The 16,062-nt window shown below is 37.1% G+C and carries 13 protein-coding genes and 1 pseudogene; all 14 read right to left on the bottom strand.

Features of this window, described 5'->3' with window-relative positions; translation table 11 throughout:
• Positions 1-250: pseudogene (locus DS031_RS16430) on the bottom strand (thiamine pyrophosphate-binding protein); the annotation flags it as partial.
• A 36-nt stretch (positions 251-286) separates the two neighbouring features.
• Positions 287-1,306: a 5-dehydro-2-deoxygluconokinase gene (iolC, locus tag DS031_RS16425; protein WP_113807154.1), complete on the bottom strand. Its 1,020-nt coding sequence runs from the start codon at positions 1,304-1,306 to the stop codon at positions 287-289.
• A 408-nt stretch (positions 1,307-1,714) separates the two neighbouring features.
• The gene (locus DS031_RS16420) at positions 1,715-2,734 is read right to left on the bottom strand and encodes a LacI family DNA-binding transcriptional regulator (RefSeq protein ID WP_113807153.1); all 1,020 of its coding nucleotides are present in this window, start codon (positions 2,732-2,734) and stop codon (positions 1,715-1,717) included.
• Between the two features lie 153 nt (positions 2,735-2,887).
• Positions 2,888-3,919, bottom strand: a complete 1,032-nt coding sequence (gene iolG / locus DS031_RS16415) for a bifunctional inositol 2-dehydrogenase/D-chiro-inositol 1-dehydrogenase (protein WP_113807152.1) — start codon at positions 3,917-3,919, stop codon at positions 2,888-2,890.
• Between the two features lie 103 nt (positions 3,920-4,022).
• The gene (locus tag DS031_RS16410; protein ID WP_220182093.1) at positions 4,023-4,949 is read right to left on the bottom strand and encodes an ABC transporter permease; all 927 of its coding nucleotides are present in this window, start codon (positions 4,947-4,949) and stop codon (positions 4,023-4,025) included.
• Positions 4,950-5,076: 127 nt separating this feature from the next.
• Entirely contained in the window at positions 5,077-6,624 is a 1,548-nt protein-coding gene (locus DS031_RS16405) for a sugar ABC transporter ATP-binding protein (RefSeq protein ID WP_113807150.1), read from the bottom strand.
• Positions 6,625-6,719: 95 nt separating this feature from the next.
• Positions 6,720-7,697 (bottom strand): sugar ABC transporter substrate-binding protein, encoded by a 978-nt coding sequence (locus DS031_RS16400; protein WP_113807149.1) that lies wholly within the window; start codon positions 7,695-7,697, stop codon positions 6,720-6,722.
• 593 nt (positions 7,698-8,290) lie between these two features.
• Complete coding sequence (locus DS031_RS16395) at positions 8,291-9,505, bottom strand: Gfo/Idh/MocA family protein (RefSeq protein WP_113807148.1); 1,215 nt, start codon at positions 9,503-9,505, stop codon at positions 8,291-8,293.
• Positions 9,506-9,942: 437 nt separating this feature from the next.
• Positions 9,943-10,851, bottom strand: a complete 909-nt coding sequence (locus DS031_RS16390) for an AraC family transcriptional regulator (protein WP_181833194.1) — start codon at positions 10,849-10,851, stop codon at positions 9,943-9,945.
• A 248-nt stretch (positions 10,852-11,099) separates the two neighbouring features.
• Complete coding sequence (locus DS031_RS16385; RefSeq protein WP_425451978.1) at positions 11,100-12,512, bottom strand: sugar porter family MFS transporter; 1,413 nt, start codon at positions 12,510-12,512, stop codon at positions 11,100-11,102.
• 218 nt (positions 12,513-12,730) lie between these two features.
• Positions 12,731-12,913 carry a YolD-like family protein gene (locus DS031_RS16380; RefSeq protein WP_113807146.1) on the bottom strand — a complete coding sequence of 61 codons (183 nt, stop codon included), beginning with the start codon at positions 12,911-12,913 and terminating at the stop codon, positions 12,731-12,733.
• A 78-nt stretch (positions 12,914-12,991) separates the two neighbouring features.
• The gene (locus DS031_RS16375; RefSeq protein ID WP_113807145.1) at positions 12,992-13,873 is read right to left on the bottom strand and encodes a sugar phosphate isomerase/epimerase family protein; all 882 of its coding nucleotides are present in this window, start codon (positions 13,871-13,873) and stop codon (positions 12,992-12,994) included.
• Between the two features lie 76 nt (positions 13,874-13,949).
• Positions 13,950-14,981, bottom strand: coding sequence for a bifunctional inositol 2-dehydrogenase/D-chiro-inositol 1-dehydrogenase (gene iolG / locus DS031_RS16370; protein ID WP_113807144.1), 1,032 nt, complete (start codon positions 14,979-14,981; stop codon positions 13,950-13,952).
• Between the two features lie 23 nt (positions 14,982-15,004).
• Positions 15,005-15,985, bottom strand: a complete 981-nt coding sequence (locus tag DS031_RS16365) for a sugar phosphate isomerase/epimerase family protein (protein ID WP_181833195.1) — start codon at positions 15,983-15,985, stop codon at positions 15,005-15,007.
• Positions 15,986-16,062: the final 77 nt, after the last annotated feature.

Genomic DNA, 16,062 nt, shown 5'->3' with positions numbered 1-16,062 from the left:
TTTTTTGACGGAGCATTTGTTTACTATAGGCAATCGCCGCATGAGCCATTCCCTGCTCATTTTTGCCTTGAATGACTTTTAAATGGCCTGCATCTTGTTCAAGCGCTTCGCCAATTCCTAATACATTTCCATGCCCAAAAATATTGAAGATCCCTTCCACAAACGGGATTTCCTTGCCATCAATCGAAACGTACTGCTGGTTAATAAACTTAATAAGTGCTTGTGCTGTTGTAAGCCGAATTGTTTCCATAACGTCCCCTACCTCTCTCTTCCTAACTAAGTACTTTTAAGCTCTTGCTACCATTTCACCATGTTCTTCTTTTGCTTTTTCGATAAATGCTTTTACCGCTTCTGCTGTCGGCATATCTTCTGAACAGCTGTGACTGCCAACAACGATCGCCGCAGAAGCGCTTCCAAATTCTAAGGCATCGATTACTTCCCAGCCTTGGAGCAATCCGTAAATAAATGCTGATGCATAGGCATCCCCACCGCCAAATGATTTTAACAGCTGCACTGGGAATGGTTTGATTTGATAAGAACCGCCATCTTTTGTGTAAGCGACAGAGCCTTCTTTGCCGTGTTTAATGACAACAATTTCATTACCGAAATCGAGCCAGCGATCGGCTGTTTCACGGTCGGTGCTTTGTTCTTTCGTAATAAGCGCTTCCATTAAGTCAAACTCTTCGCGGGAACCAATGATAATATCGCTCATTCTTGCGGCAATCGAATAATAAAGCGCAATATCTTCTTTTGATTTCCATGTGTAGCTGCGGTAATCAACATCGAAAATAACAACGGTGCCGTGCTTTTTCGCGTATTCTGCCGCTTGTAAAACCGCTTCTCGAGAAGGACTTGCCGCAAGCGCTGTTCCTGATAAAACAATCGCTTTTGCACTTTTAATATAGTCCTCATTAATTTCTTCCGGATCTAAACTTAAATCAGCGACACCGTTTCGGTACATTAAAATGCTGCTTTCGGTCGGACTTAGAATTTCTGTGAAAGTAAGACCTAATGATTCTCCGTTTTTCGCTACTGCAATATTGGATGTATCAATATCTTCTTCTTCAAAATAATTTGTAACAAATCGACCAAACTGGTCATCGGATACTTTCCCGATAAAGCCAACTTTCTTACCAAGTCGTGATAATCCAACCGCAATGTTCGCTGGAGAACCGCCTACATACTTTGTAAATGTCCGACTTTCTTCTAACGGTTTATGGATATCGTTTGGATTAAAGTCAATGGCGACACGTCCAACTGGAATGACATCGATTGGTTTTGATTGATCAAATTTAATGGTATTCATCATATAACTCCTTTTAAATAAGATTGTTAACGTACATTGTCATTGTCTTCATCTTTTTTAGGAAGTAGGTGCTCTTTATGTTGAATTGAAACTCAGCTAAAACTTGATTATCACAATTGTACTTTCAGGCTGATAGATAATAGAAGTTTTTGCACTATCAAACTACAAATTTGCACTTTAGAGACATTTTAATAATAGAACAAAAAAATCCAAACCCTTTATTACCAGCTTAATAAAATCAAGTTTAACCGGTAAAACTTTAGGTGTAATCGTTTTCCATTTTAAATAAAAAGAATTGAAAACGATTCATTTACAGTTATAATTATAGGACAGTATATTATTCATGTCTTTATATTATAAAGACTCATTTTTGTACTTTAGAGACATATTAATATATAAAATATAAATTTATACTTTTTCCAGTTCCTGTACAGAAGCTTTAGCACCACAGGATTCCCTAATAATTAATTGATCCTTTAATACGAATTTTTTCTTTTGCAAACCTTCCCCGCTCATTAATTTTAATAACAAGTCCATTGCCTTTTTCCCAATTTTATATTTCGGCTGGTCAATCGTTGTAATCCGTGGTTCATATACAGACGACATCTTCACATTATCAAAGCCGACTACCGCTATATCTTTTGGAACATTCAGACCGCTATCTTTTACAGCCGCAATGGCTCCTACAGCCATTTCATCATTAAAAACAAAAACCGCTGTCGGTATAGTTTCTAATGCCAGCAATTTAAGCATTTGATTATAACCAGATTCATAGCTGAAATCACCTTCTTGAATAAATGCCGGATCAAGAATTAAATCATATTTTAGCATTGCTTGTTGATACCCTCTTAACCGGTCCCGGCTCAGGATGACATTGATAGGACCTGTTATATGGGCAATTTTAGTATGTCCAAGCTGTATTAAGTGTTCGGTTAATTTTCTAGCACTGCTAATGTTATCAATCGAAACGGTTGGAATATTTAATCCGTTCATATATTCACAGGCAAGCACCATTGGAAATTGATTTGAAATCTCTTCCAAGCTTTCTTTATCAATTCTAGCCGTTAACAACACCATACCGTCCACTTGCTTTTTAAGTAATAAATTAATATATTCTCTTTCTCTTTCGATATCATTCTCTGTATCTCCTAAAATGACTTGATAACCATTTTTAAGCGCTGTATGTTCAATCCCTCTTAATACTTCTGAGAAAAAAGCTTTTGTAATATCCGGAACAACAACTAAAATTGTTTTTGTTTCCTTTGTTCTAAACTGCCTTGCAATCATGTGCGGCTGATAATTCAGTTCCTTAATAACTTCTAAAACTTTTTGTCTTGTTTCTTTGCTTACTCTATCTGGTTGGCTGATCACTCTCGAAACAGTTGCAACAGAAACGTTTGCTATTTTTGCAACATCAATCATTTTCATTTCATCACCTTATTTTCCGATTCAAATACGAGCATTGAACATATATAGCTTCCACTTAACTTGTAGACATCTTGTTAATTTATTTAAACAAAAGCCGAACATATCAATTGGACATGCTCGGCATCACTAGATTTAAAATTTATTTAATCAAAATTAAGCTTTAATAAAAGCATCCAGCTTATCGTAAAATGCAGGACGTTCCGGCATCTCAATTGGAACAATTCCACCTGTCTCTTTTGCTTTCACACAAGCATCTGCCGTTACTGCGACAACATAGCCATCCCAAGCTGATGGTCCATTCATTTCGCCTTTCATAGTGGAATTAATCCATTCCTGCAGCTCAACATCATACGAATCAATAAAGCGATCTTTCCAATCTACTAAAATGTCAGTTGAAAGCTTTGTTTCACTGCGAATCGTAACACTAGACGGTTCTGGTAAATTGGCTGTACCTGTTTCGCCAACAACTTGGCATTGAATATCATAGCCGTATTGGCAGTTAACAAAGATTTCCGTATCAATGCGAATTCCCTGTTTCGTTTCTAGTAAGACAATATGCGGATCCTGGAGCCCTTTATCTGCAAGACGTGTATTTCTAGGCAGGATCACTTGAGCAGAAACATAGTCGTCATTGAGAAGCCATCTTAAAACATCAATTTCATGCACAAAAGCATCGGTAAGTGCCATATCCCCACTGAAACCTGGAGCTGAAGGAGCTCGGTGTGCACAATGCACCATTAAAGGGTCTCCAACCTTACCAGCATCCACAACTTTTTTCAATTGACGATAACTTTTATCATAACGACGCATGAATCCTACTTGTACTAACGGTTTGCCGTGTGCAATTTCTGCATCAACGATTTTTTTACAGCCTTCAGCCGTTGTCGCAAGCGGCTTTTCACAAAATACCGGTTTTCCTGCCGCAATTGACGCCAACACAAATTCCTCATGCGTTGGTCCCCAAGATGTTACAATTACCGCATCAACTTCATCAGCTTCAATGACGTCATGACCATTTTCATAAACCTTCGCATTAAGATTTTCCCGTTCAACAACCGTATATGCTTGTTCTTTATTCACATCTGTTACGGCAACAATTTCTGCTCCTGTTAACGAATGAGTAATTCTGCGAATGTGATCCTGACCAATCGCTCCTGTACCGATCACTCCTATTTTTAATACCATAACTTTCATACCCCCATCTTTTATTTATAGCGACTTTCATGTAATCGTTTTCTAAATAACTCTTAAAAAATCAGCTGGTAGAAAATATTATTTCTCTAGGAAACTATTTTTTGCGGTTCTTTCTCGTATCGATATATACAGCGGCTACAATAATTGCACCTTTAACAATTTGCTGCCAATAAGAATTAACAGATAAAAGATCCAGACCATTGTTCATTACACCGATAATAAGCGCACCAATAATTGTTCCTCCAACTGTTCCTATTCCTCCAAAAAGACTTGTACCGCCAATAACCGCTGCTGCGATTGCATCTAATTCAAACATAAGTCCTGCTTGCGGCTGTCCGGAAGCGATTCTTGACGTTAAGATCATACCGGCAAGACCGCCTAGTAATCCTGCATATGCATAAACCATAATTAATACTTTTTTTACATTAATCCCTGCTGTCACCGCAGCTTGCTCATTTCCACCAATTGCATAAATATATTTACCAATTTTCGTTTTATTGAGAAGAACCCAAGTTACGATACCAACTAAAGCAAAGATAATAATCGGAACCGGTACACCAAGTATTGCACCTTGACCAATGAATTTAAACGGATCAGATAAATTCCCAATCGGTCTTCCATCACTTATAAGCATCGCAGCTCCTCGAGCAGCTGTCATCATACCTAATGTCGCAATGAAAGGAGCAAGTAAACCTTTAGCAATTAACGTACCATTGATTAAACCAACTAATAAACCAACACCTAAAGCCATTGCAATCGGAACTAATATCGGATAATCTCCCGGGTGAGCAAAACCAGCCACTACGACTGATACAAGTGCGATCAAAGAACCAGAAGATAAATCAATTCCTTTCGTTATAATGATCGGCGTAACCCCAATCGCAATAATTCCGATGATTGACATTTGCCTTACGATATTAATCATATTAGGGAATGTTAGAAAATAAGGAGTTAATACCGACATTAACGCAATAAGTAAAAATAAAATGATTAAAATACCATACTTCTTGAGAATATTCATAGAGATGTCTTTAAATTGTTTGTTTTTTTCTTGAGGTATTTCATTAGTCTTCACATTTTCCATCTTAAGACTCATTATTCATTCCTCCAAACGTTTATATTGACGTAATCACATCGACCTCTACATATTATCGAACTGTCGCAGTCTCCAAAGTTTTTTCTTCGGATCTCTCTTCTTCCTTCACTTGACCAGTTGCATACTGCATAATTCTTTCCTGCGTTGCCTCTTCACGGCTTAATTCCCCTGAAATTTTACCTTCGTGCATGACCATAATGCGATCACATAAGCCAAGGATCTCTGCCATTTCAGATGAGACAACAATGACAGCTTTACCCTCTTTAGCTAATTCAAAAATTAAATTGTAAAACTCTGATTTTGCTCCAACGTCAATACCACGGGTTGGCTCATCTAAAAATAAAATATCAGGATTTTTCAGCAGCCATCTGGCCAGTAATACTTTTTGTTGATTACCGCCGCTTAAGTTTCCAACAACTTCGTCGATATTAGGCGTTTTAATTAACAGATTTCTCTTCTGCTGTTTACATTCATCAATCATTTTCTTTTCATTTAGTAATCCTTTTGATAAGTAGCTATCGATATTAACTGTGATCATATTTTCCTTAACAGATAGAGGTAAAAACAGCCCCGATAGTTTTCGATCTTCCGTTAGAAACCCTAAATTATTCTTCACTGCATCCTGCGGCGTTTTTATATTCACGTTTTCACCATGGATGTAGACTTCACCCTCATCAAGATCTTTTAACCCAAATATTGCTTCAAGAATTTCTGTTCTTCCTGATCCCATTAACCCTGCAAAACCAAGAATTTCACCTTTACGAACCTGAAAGTTAACATCTTTAAAATACTTATCGCTTGCTAAGTTTTTAACAGAAAGAGCTACTTCTCCGGTCTCTATAGTCGGTTTATTGAATATTTGATTCAATTCTCTTCCTACCATCATTCGAATCAGGTCATCATTTTTTAAATTTTGTGCTGTTTCAGAACCTACATACGTGCCATCTCGAAAAACTGAAATATCATCCGCAATTTCATACAGCTCACTCATCTTATGCGTAATATAGATAATGCCGACTCCTTTCTTTTTAAGGGAACGAATCATTTTAAACAACTGAGCAACTTCTTTTTCCGTAATGGCGGATGTTGGCTCATCCATAATCACTAATTTAGAATTAAAGGAGATCGCTTTTGCAATTTCAACCATTTGCGTATTTGCAATACTTAAATCTACCATTTTCATCGTCGGATCAATGTTAATTTCTAAGCTTTTTAACAAATCTTTTGTCATTTGCACTAATTTTTTATTATTCACGAGACCGCTTTTTCCGTATGTCGGTTCTCTTCCTAAGTAAATATTTTCCGCAACTGTCATTTCCGGCACCGGACTTAACTCCTGGTGGATCATTGAAATTCCTTTATCTAACGCATCATTAATATTAGTAAGGACTAATTCTTCACCATCAAAAATGATCTTTCCTTTATCAGGTGTATACATCCCGATGATGATTTTCATAAGTGTTGATTTCCCGGCACCATTTTCACCCATTAACGCATGTACAGTTCCTTTTCTCACTTTAAACTCAACATTGTCTAACGCTTTTACTCCCGGAAACTCTTTTGTGATATTTTCCATTTGTAAAATATATTCATTACTCATCGTCAATCCCCCCATTTCTAATAGGATTACCAGCTAACGAAAGGGAACGTATTTATAAAAGCTCCCTTTCATTAGCTTTGTATCATTGATAAAGCTTACTCATACTTCGCCAAGTACTCTTCTACATTTTCTTTCGTTACAAGTTGATATGGTACGATTACATCTTCAACCGATTCACCATTTGCTGCTTTTACAGCCGTTTGAATACTGCCCACTCCTTGCCCGACTGCATCCTGGAACACCGTAACATCAAGCTTTCCTTCTTTCACTAATTTTAAAGCTGCCGGTGTTGCGTCAATTCCCGCTACAACTGTTTCATCAAGTTTACCAGCTGCTTCAAGAGCCATAATTGCCCCAATCGCCATTTCATCATTATTAGCTACAACTGCATCGATTTGCTTTCCTGTATTCAACCAGTTTTCCATTAATGTTAAGCCTTTTTCTCTGTTCCACTCACCCGTATCTTCTAATACAACTTCCATTTCAGGATTTTCAGCGATAATTTGCTTGTTTCCTTCTGTACGCTTAATTTCTGCTTCATGGCCCATTTGACCGTGCATAATCGCGACATTCCCTTTTCCATCAAGCAATTTCACTACTTCTTCGATCTGTAATAATCCTGATTGAATTGATTCTGAACCAACGTAAGCTGTCGCTTCTTCTACCCCATCAAACGTTTGATTTGAAACGATGATTGGAATACCCGCTTCATTAACACGTGCTAATATATCAACAGCAGCAATCGTATCAACCGGCGTAAAAATAATCGCATCTACTTGCTGTGTAATAAAGTTTTCAACCTGGTTCATCTGCTTTGCACTGTCATTTTGAGCATCTGCATATAAAAATTCAAATTCCGGATGATTTTTCTCCTCTTCTTCCATCGCCTCAATCATATAGATACGAAACTCATCACTAAAGTTTTGAAGAGAGACACCGATTACCTTCTTGTCACCTGAAGCTCCTGATTGACCTTCTCCCCCAGAAGCTGTTTCATCAGCTCCGCTGCAGGCAGCTAAAATTAACATCATGATTAAGCTAAAAATCGCAATAACTTTTTTTTCAAATTTCATTATTACTTCCCCCTCGTTTATAGTTAATAAATAATTGCCAAATGTAATCGTTTTCTATTTTGATTAAAAAAAGTTAACCGTTTACAAAACCAACTATAAAACAATGAACGATCGCGACCTCCATCATGTTAAGTGAATACTTGATTCATTCTCATTATTAGCCCCCCAAAAGTTTCAGTTAGTAAATTACCCCTTTGTGTAATCGCTTACTTTTAAATTTAAAAATTTTTAAAACTTTCTTAAAATTGTAATTATAAGACTTTAAATATTAAATGTATTTATAATTTCAAGACTAGTTTTTGTATTTTAGAGACATTATTTATAATTTAGATTTAGTTCATACTTTTTAATAATAGTCTTACAATCTTTAATAATTGATAGAAAAGACAATTGTAATCGCTAACCAATTAAATTCAAAATATTATAAAATTTTATTTTAGTTGTAATTATAAGACATAAAATCAAGATTGTCTTTGTATTATAAAGACCGTTTTTTGCATTTTAGAGACATTTTGGAATCACCAAAATAAAAAACCTTTGGAAGTAAACTCTTCAAAGGTTTTTTGTCTATTATTTATTTCATTATCATTCTTTTAGTTTTGAACCGGGCTCAATGTTTTATCTTCAACTTCATTATATCCTACCCAAACTGCTCCATTATCTGCAGATCGCACACAATTTTCAATCCAACGAACGCCGTCAAGACCCGCATTAATATCAGGATAAACAAGGTTGCTTAACGTTTCTTCATCACCACGGTTTTTTGCATCAATTGCAATCGCAAACTTTAAATAAATATTGGCCCATGATTCCGATAAGCCCTCTTGATGTAAAGCTCCTAAACGCTCATCCGCATTGCAGCTGTCATCTAAATAAGGCATCGCACGAATTAACGTTTGAATTGGTTCACCCTGCACTTCATATCTTAGTTCATTAGGTTTGCTGTCCCACCACTCTAAGCTCGCCTTAGAGCCTACAATGCGAATTCTATGGCCATCCATGCATCCTGCGTTAATAGAAGAAGTCCATAGTCTGCCTACCGCACCATTTTCATAATGCATCAGCACATTCGCATTGTCCTCTAATGGAGCACGGCTGCTGATAAAGCTTTGACGGTCACATAAAAGTTTTTTAATTTTCATGTTTGGCATAATTAACTGTGACATATAATAAGTGTGTGTCGAAAGATCGCCTAACACAAAGCTTGGGCCAGCAATTTTCGGGTCAACACGCCATTTTTGCGCTTCACTAAATTTATCAGCACTGTCAGTTGCACTGAATCCGTGTGTATACTCTAAATCAACAACACGAATTTCACCGATATCACCATTTTCAATCATTGCTCTCATTTGAAGCAACAGCTGATTGCCGGAGAAACCATAGGTGACACCAACTATTTTCCCTTTTTCTTCAGCAAGTTCCTTCACCTCAAGAACTTCTTCACTCGTAAAAAATAAAGGCTTTTCACAAATAACATGAAGATCAGCTTCTAATGCGGCTTTACAAATTTCATAATGTGTCCCGTTAGGCGTTGCAATCGAAATCACTTCAATTCCATCTTCTCGCTTTGCTTCCTCAACAAACATCGTTTTATAATCAGGATAACAGCGATCTTCTGATACACCAAGATTCACCCCAAAGTCTTTCCCTCGAGCAGGATCGATATCAAATGCACCAGCCACTAATTCAAAAGCAGTATTGTCTCTTAACGCCCCTATGCGGTGTTTATATCCAACCTGTCCATGTCTTCCACCGCCAACCATTGCCCATCTTAGTGGTCTTGCAATTTTCTTCTCTCCATTTATCATATTTACCCCTCCAATTTATATTTAGAAAAGAATACTTTTTTTGCAAACGCTTTCTTTCCTAAAAATAGATTATGAAAGTTCATTACAATTGTAATTATAGGACAGTTAATAATTGATATACCTATCTCATTAAGAGTTGTTTTTGTTTTTTAGAGACATAATAAGTAATTGAACATCTACTCTTCATTATTTATTTTCAATATATCAATTTTTAAAATTAATAATAAATACAATTGTAACCGCTTTCTTAACAATGAAAAAATATTTAGAATTTTTATTACAATTGTAATTATAAGACGCATTTAAAAAGATGTCTTTATATTATTAAGACTCTTTTTTATATTTTAGAGACATTTTACAAAAAATATTTGTCCTTTTCAAAACAATAAAACCCCCACTTCAAATGCACTCCATTAAGCGGGGGGGGGGGGAGGAATTTATTCATCTTTGTATGTAGTTTCTTTTAAATCTGTATAAAGTGACCGAAAACGTCCAGGTGAATGACGCAGTGCAGAAGTGAAAACGCGTGTAAAATAATGAACACTAGTAAAGCCAGTTTCTTCTGCAATATCTTTAATAGATAAATCAGTTGTTTTAAGTAATGTTGCCGCTCTTTGTACTCTCTCATTTTGCACAAACTCCGAGTAGCTTATCCCTAATTCCGATACGAATATTCGCGATAAGTGCCGACCCGATATGTGCAAATGCCTTGCTACATCGGTAAGTTTTAATGAACCCGAAAGATTATCCTTAATGTGTAATTTTGCGACATTAAGAAGTGAAGGAGATGTTTCAGGTGAACTGTTGTGATTGTCTTTCTTTAAAGAAGGGACAAATGCTTGCAGCAGTGAAACAATAAGAGAATAAGATAAGTTTGTTAGCATTTCTTCAAAAAAAGCTTTTTCATTTTTTTTAGACTCAATAAGTAGTGATTTCCAAAGTAATGCTGCGGTTGACTCCTCTTCTACATTAATCACTATTTCAGAACATTGCTCTGCTTCCTTCATGATCTTATTCCATTCTTCACTTGATTCTGAGTTTATTAACTCAAAAGCCACATATACTAGAGCCAATCCTTCTTCACTTTTAATTTGGTGTAAAACCTCTGGTCTTGAAAAAAACATCGTATTTTTTTCAAGCTCATAAGTAGTAGTTTCATCTATATAACTTCCTTTGCCATCAAGTACATAACATATTTCAAAGAAAGAATGTTTATGAAGAAGATTATCATAATGTTTTGGCATCACTCCCCAATAATGCACATGAAAAGCTGAACCATACTGCACTAACCGGTTCGCATATTGATTTAAAGTTAATTTACTTGACATAAAATTATTTAAATCCAAAAAGATCCCTCCTTACTTTATTTTTTTCCTTTATCTATACTATAAATCTCAGTGTCTCGCTAATCAATATCTCCATTTTCCAATACTGGAATAACACAAACTTGCATTAAAATCCTTAATCACACTCTAATGCTTAATTATTTAATAATAATACCTCTAAATCATTTTTAAAAAGCGCATCACTTCTTATACAAGTGATGCGCCTCTCTTTTTGCTGTGAAATTTATTTCTGCATTACTCCATTTCGATTATCTTACTGCTTTTTTATTTAAACCTTCCTGAGCACCTCGCTTATCATAAGTACGGAATTGATGTTCTAACTGTTCAAGTGTAAGACCCTTCGTTTCTGGTAAGTATTTGCTCACAAACGTGATTGCCAAAAGCCCCAGAACTACGAAAACAAAAAATGTTATTGATAAACCAACTGTCGCAAGTAATACCGGGAACATCAAGCCAATAAGGGAGTTCACGATCCAGAGACAGAAAACAGCGATTCCCATGCCAATACCGCGAAAACGTGTTGGGAACATTTCCGAAATCATCAGCCACGTTACCGGTGCAATAGCTCCCTGCATGAATGCTAGAAACGTGACTGTCAAGGTAAGCACAATATATGGAAGTGCAGCAGACCCTTCAAGTGTTAATGAAAATATTCCAATGAGCAGATGTGCTGTCGTTGTTCCTGCTAAGCCTGTTATGAGCATTGGACGACGGCCTACTTTTCCAAGGAACCAGATACCGACCAAAGTTGCTACAACTGAGATAACACCATTGGCAATATTAGCAATAAGTGCAACCTTTGTTTCAAAACCAGCATCTTTTAGGATTTCAGTTCCATAGTACATAATTGAGTTAACACCGGTAATTTGCATGACAACAGCTGTTCCAATTCCAAGAAATAAGATGCGGCGTACCCATGGTATAGCTATCATCTCTTTAAATGTTGCTTTCTTCGTTTCTTTCTCTTTAGCGAAAGCTTCTTTAATCTCATTTAGTTCTACCTGCGCCTGATTCTCATCACGGACCTTCCGAAGAACACTGAGTGCAGCGTCATTTTTTCTTTTCGATACAAGCCAACGTGGACTTTCAGGCATTTTAAGCATTCCAAAGAACAAGAAAATTGCTGGAAGTGCTGCAATGACCAGCATGTAACGCCATACGTGCGGGTGGTCCCCCATTGCGTTGCCAAGAATAGCATTGAAAACAAAGGCTAACAGCTGTCCGCTAACAATCATTAGTTCATTTTGGGTAACCATTCGGCCCCGACCCTCAGCAGGTGCCATTTCTGCTAAATAACTCGGAACTGTTACTGAAGCTCCTCCTACAGCAAGCCCCAACAGAAAACGAGAGATAACCATAATCGTAACGTTTGGTGCAAGTGTACATCCAACTGTTGAAATAAAGAACAACAGTGCGAGATAAACAATGTTTTTGCGGCGGCCGATATAATCTGCTAATTGACCACCGAACACGGCACCAATCGCAGCCCCAAAAAGAAGCGAACTCGCGACGAGACCTTCAGTAAATGGGGTAAGACCAAGTTCTTCAGACATATAAGGCAGGGCCCCATTAATAACACCAGTATCGTATCCGAAAAGAAGCCCGCCAAATGTTGAGATTAAGATAACTTTAAACAAAAACGACTTGTGTTGTGTATTCAAGTTGAGTTTTCCCCCTTTGGAAATATAAAGGTTATAAATTATTAAAAAAATAGCCTTTTTTTGCATAGTTTCTTTATATAAAAACGCTATCCTAAAGAAGCAGCAAATCGATGTTAGCGCATCCATAAATCGCTTACATATATGACTAAAATAATTTTATAAAAATGAGCTTTTAAAATTAATTGTTTAACAGATCATTTACGATCACAATTAGTTATTCAATACACTTCAATAATTTTAGACAAGTGAATTAATAAAGTATTGTTCTGTTGATCTTTCAAAGAAATAGTTTGTTCCGCTAAATCAAGGTTATGAACATAGCCTTGACAGTTGTTCAGCACACCATCTTTATAATAATTAATTGTAATTAGGCCATTTTTAATTATTTTTTTTAAAATCATAATGTTTTCTCCTAATCTTAAAGTAATGCCGAGCATATCACTTGGACACGCCCGACATTAAAGAGCTTTACCCACTTATTAAATATTTAAGCCTTCTTTAATATTTAAGCCCTCTTTAATCGATTTTAGTGTGACTTCATTGGACCATTCCGGTTTATCAGGATAAGCAAACACTGAATTAGTCACAATGCCGTCAAATTTCAGTTCTCTTAATTTGCGATAAAGGGCTTCAAAGTTAATTTCCCCTTCACCAGGGTTTAAATGCTGGTGAATTGTGACGTTTGCATTAGGAGGATTTACAATATATCGTAATCCAAACGCTGCTTTATGATTCAGCGTATCCGCAATAAGAACATGATCTAGTAAATCTCCTGCTTCTTCCAAGTGCTTCTCGACATCACCGATACCATCATCATAGAAGAAAGCATGGGCAACAGAATAAACTAACTTAATCCAATCTTTATCAAGGGCACGAATCATTCGAATTGCTTCTGTATTCAGCTCAATAAAATCGTTAGGGTGTGATTGTAAATTAAGTCTAATTCCCTCTTTTTCAAAAATTGGCATCAGCTCTTCCATTGATTTCACAAACGACGCTTCACTTTCAACCGGACGGCTTTTGTCGCCGGCAAATTCGCTGTTCATTAAATCGACACCTAATTCAGAAGTAATTTCAATGCAGCGCTTCCAATTCCGCACTGCCGCTTGACGTTCTTCTTCAATCGGTGAAGACCACTGCTGCACAGGAAGAACAGAAGAAATTTTCACACCAGCATCTGAACAATATCGTTTTAAATCTTTGATCAGATGCTTATCCACCTTTGGATATTCATAAAACCAAATAAAATCTTTACGCGGTGATAGCTCTACATATTCATATCCTAACCTTGCAACAGCATCGATCGTATCTTTCAAATTTGTATTATCACGATAATGTGACGGATCATAAGCTAAACGCAATGTAAACATCTCCTTTTTTATTTGTTTATATTTAATCGTTATCTGCTGTACGTACAGATCCTATTCTTATATAAAATTAAGAGTTAACTAGAGATTTTGACTTATCATAAAATTCAGGACGTTCCGGCATTGTAATTGGAACAACCTCGCCTGTTTCCTTCGCTTTAACGCAAGCATCAGCCGTTACTGCGACAACATATCCATCCCATGCTGACGGTCCATCCATTTCGCCTTTTACAGTAGAATTAATCCATTCCTGCAGTTCAATATCATAAGACTCAATAAAGCGATCTTTCCAATCTACTAAAATTTCAGTTGAAAGTTTTGCTTCACTGCGCATAAGCACACTAGATGGCTCAGGTAAATTTGCTGTACCTGTTTCTCCGACAACTTGACATTGAATATCATAGCCGTATTGGCAGTTAACAAATATTTCCGTGTCAATTCGAATGCCCTGTTTCGTTTCTAGTAAGACAATATGCGGATCCTGAAGCCCTTTATCTGCAAGACGTGTGTTTCTAGGCAGAATGACTTGAGCAGACACATAATCGTCATTGAGTAACCACCTTAGGACATCAATTTCATGTGGGAAAGAATCAGTAAGTGCCATATCCCCACTGAACCCTGGAGCTGCAGGAGCTCGATGTGCACAATGCACCATTAACGGCTCACCAATCTTGCTATTATCAACGACCTTTTTCAATGCACGATATCCTTTATCATAACGACGCATAAAGCCTACTTGAACTAACTGCTTACCGTACGCAACTTCAGCATCAACAATTCTCTTACAACCTTCTGCAGTTGTCGCAAGAGGTTTTTCACAAAATACCGGTTTTCCTGCCGCGATGGAAGCCAACACAAACTCTTCGTGAGTTGGACCCCAAGACGTCACGATCACCGCATCAACTTCAGCAGATTGAATGACATCATGACCATTTTCATAAACCTTTGCATTAAGATTTTCGCGTTCCACAACCGCATGAGCTTGTGCTGCATTCACATCTGTTACCGCAACAATCTCTGCTCCTGATAACGTATTTGTAATTCTGCGAATGTGATCTTGACCAATCGCCCCAGTACCAATAACACCTATTTTTAAAATCATACAACTCGTACTCCTTTGTTTATTTATTGATTAACTAATGACTGAACAATTGAACTTTGTTTCTTGAAATCTCTAGGCAGGGATGCTTTTAGAACATCCATTGATTTTTTCACACCCGTAAGCGATCCCATCGTTAAGTCTTCCATTTCAAGAACGACCGGTCCCTCATAGCCTGTCATTTTTACAACTGTAAAGAACTCTTTCCAATAACCAATGTCATGTCCGTATCCAAGCGCAACATAGTTCCAAGAACGAGTCGCAAAGCTTTCCATCGGTTTCACATCAATAAGACCTTGTGCATCATTGATGCCTCTTTCAATGCGCACATCTTTTGCGTGAACATGATAAATCGCATCTCCTAATGTGCGTGCTGCCGCGATTGGATCGCCGCCCATCCAGAATAAGTGACTCGGATCAAAATTCATACCAACCATATCGCCAACTTCATTTCTTAATTTTAAAAGGGTTTCAGGATTATGAACTAAGTTAAAACCAAGATTTTCAATTGCAATTTTTTGAACGCCGTATTCTTTTGCCGTTTTTACAGCTTTTTCCCAATACGGAAATGCTACTTCATTCCACTGCCAATCAAGTGTTTCAAAGTGAGGCGGTAAAATCGGATGAGTCAGCCAGTTCGGTGTCACATCATTCGGTCCACCACTCGGACATCCTGACATCATCACAATCTTTTCGACTCCTAAAAGTCCGGCAAGCTTAAATGTTTTTTCAACCACCGCTTTATGCGCTTCCCCCTGCGCTGTCGGTTCAAGCTGATTTCCTGAACAGTTTAATGCAGCAATCTCAATGCCTCTGCTTTTAATCGCATCTAAAAACTGTTCGCGTTTAACAGCGCTTTCAAGAAGTCCATCTAAATCAACATGAGGCGCCTTTGACCAGTTGCCGCATCCTAATTCGAGTGTTTCAATTCCTAACTCTACACACGTATCAAGCATTTCTTCAAAAGACATATAACCTAAAATATCTGTGACTAGACCTGTTTTCATCATTTCAATTCCCCCTTAATATAACATTCATTCAATGTAATCGTTTTCCACTTTAAGCTAAAAAAAATGAACTGAAA

It is taken from the genome of Bacillus taeanensis, assembly GCF_003318295.1.
Lineage (GTDB): Bacteria > Bacillota > Bacilli > Bacillales > UBA6769 > Maribacillus > Maribacillus taeanensis.
Note: the sequence above shows the minus strand (reverse complement) of the source record. Positions and strands in the feature narration are given on the sequence as shown.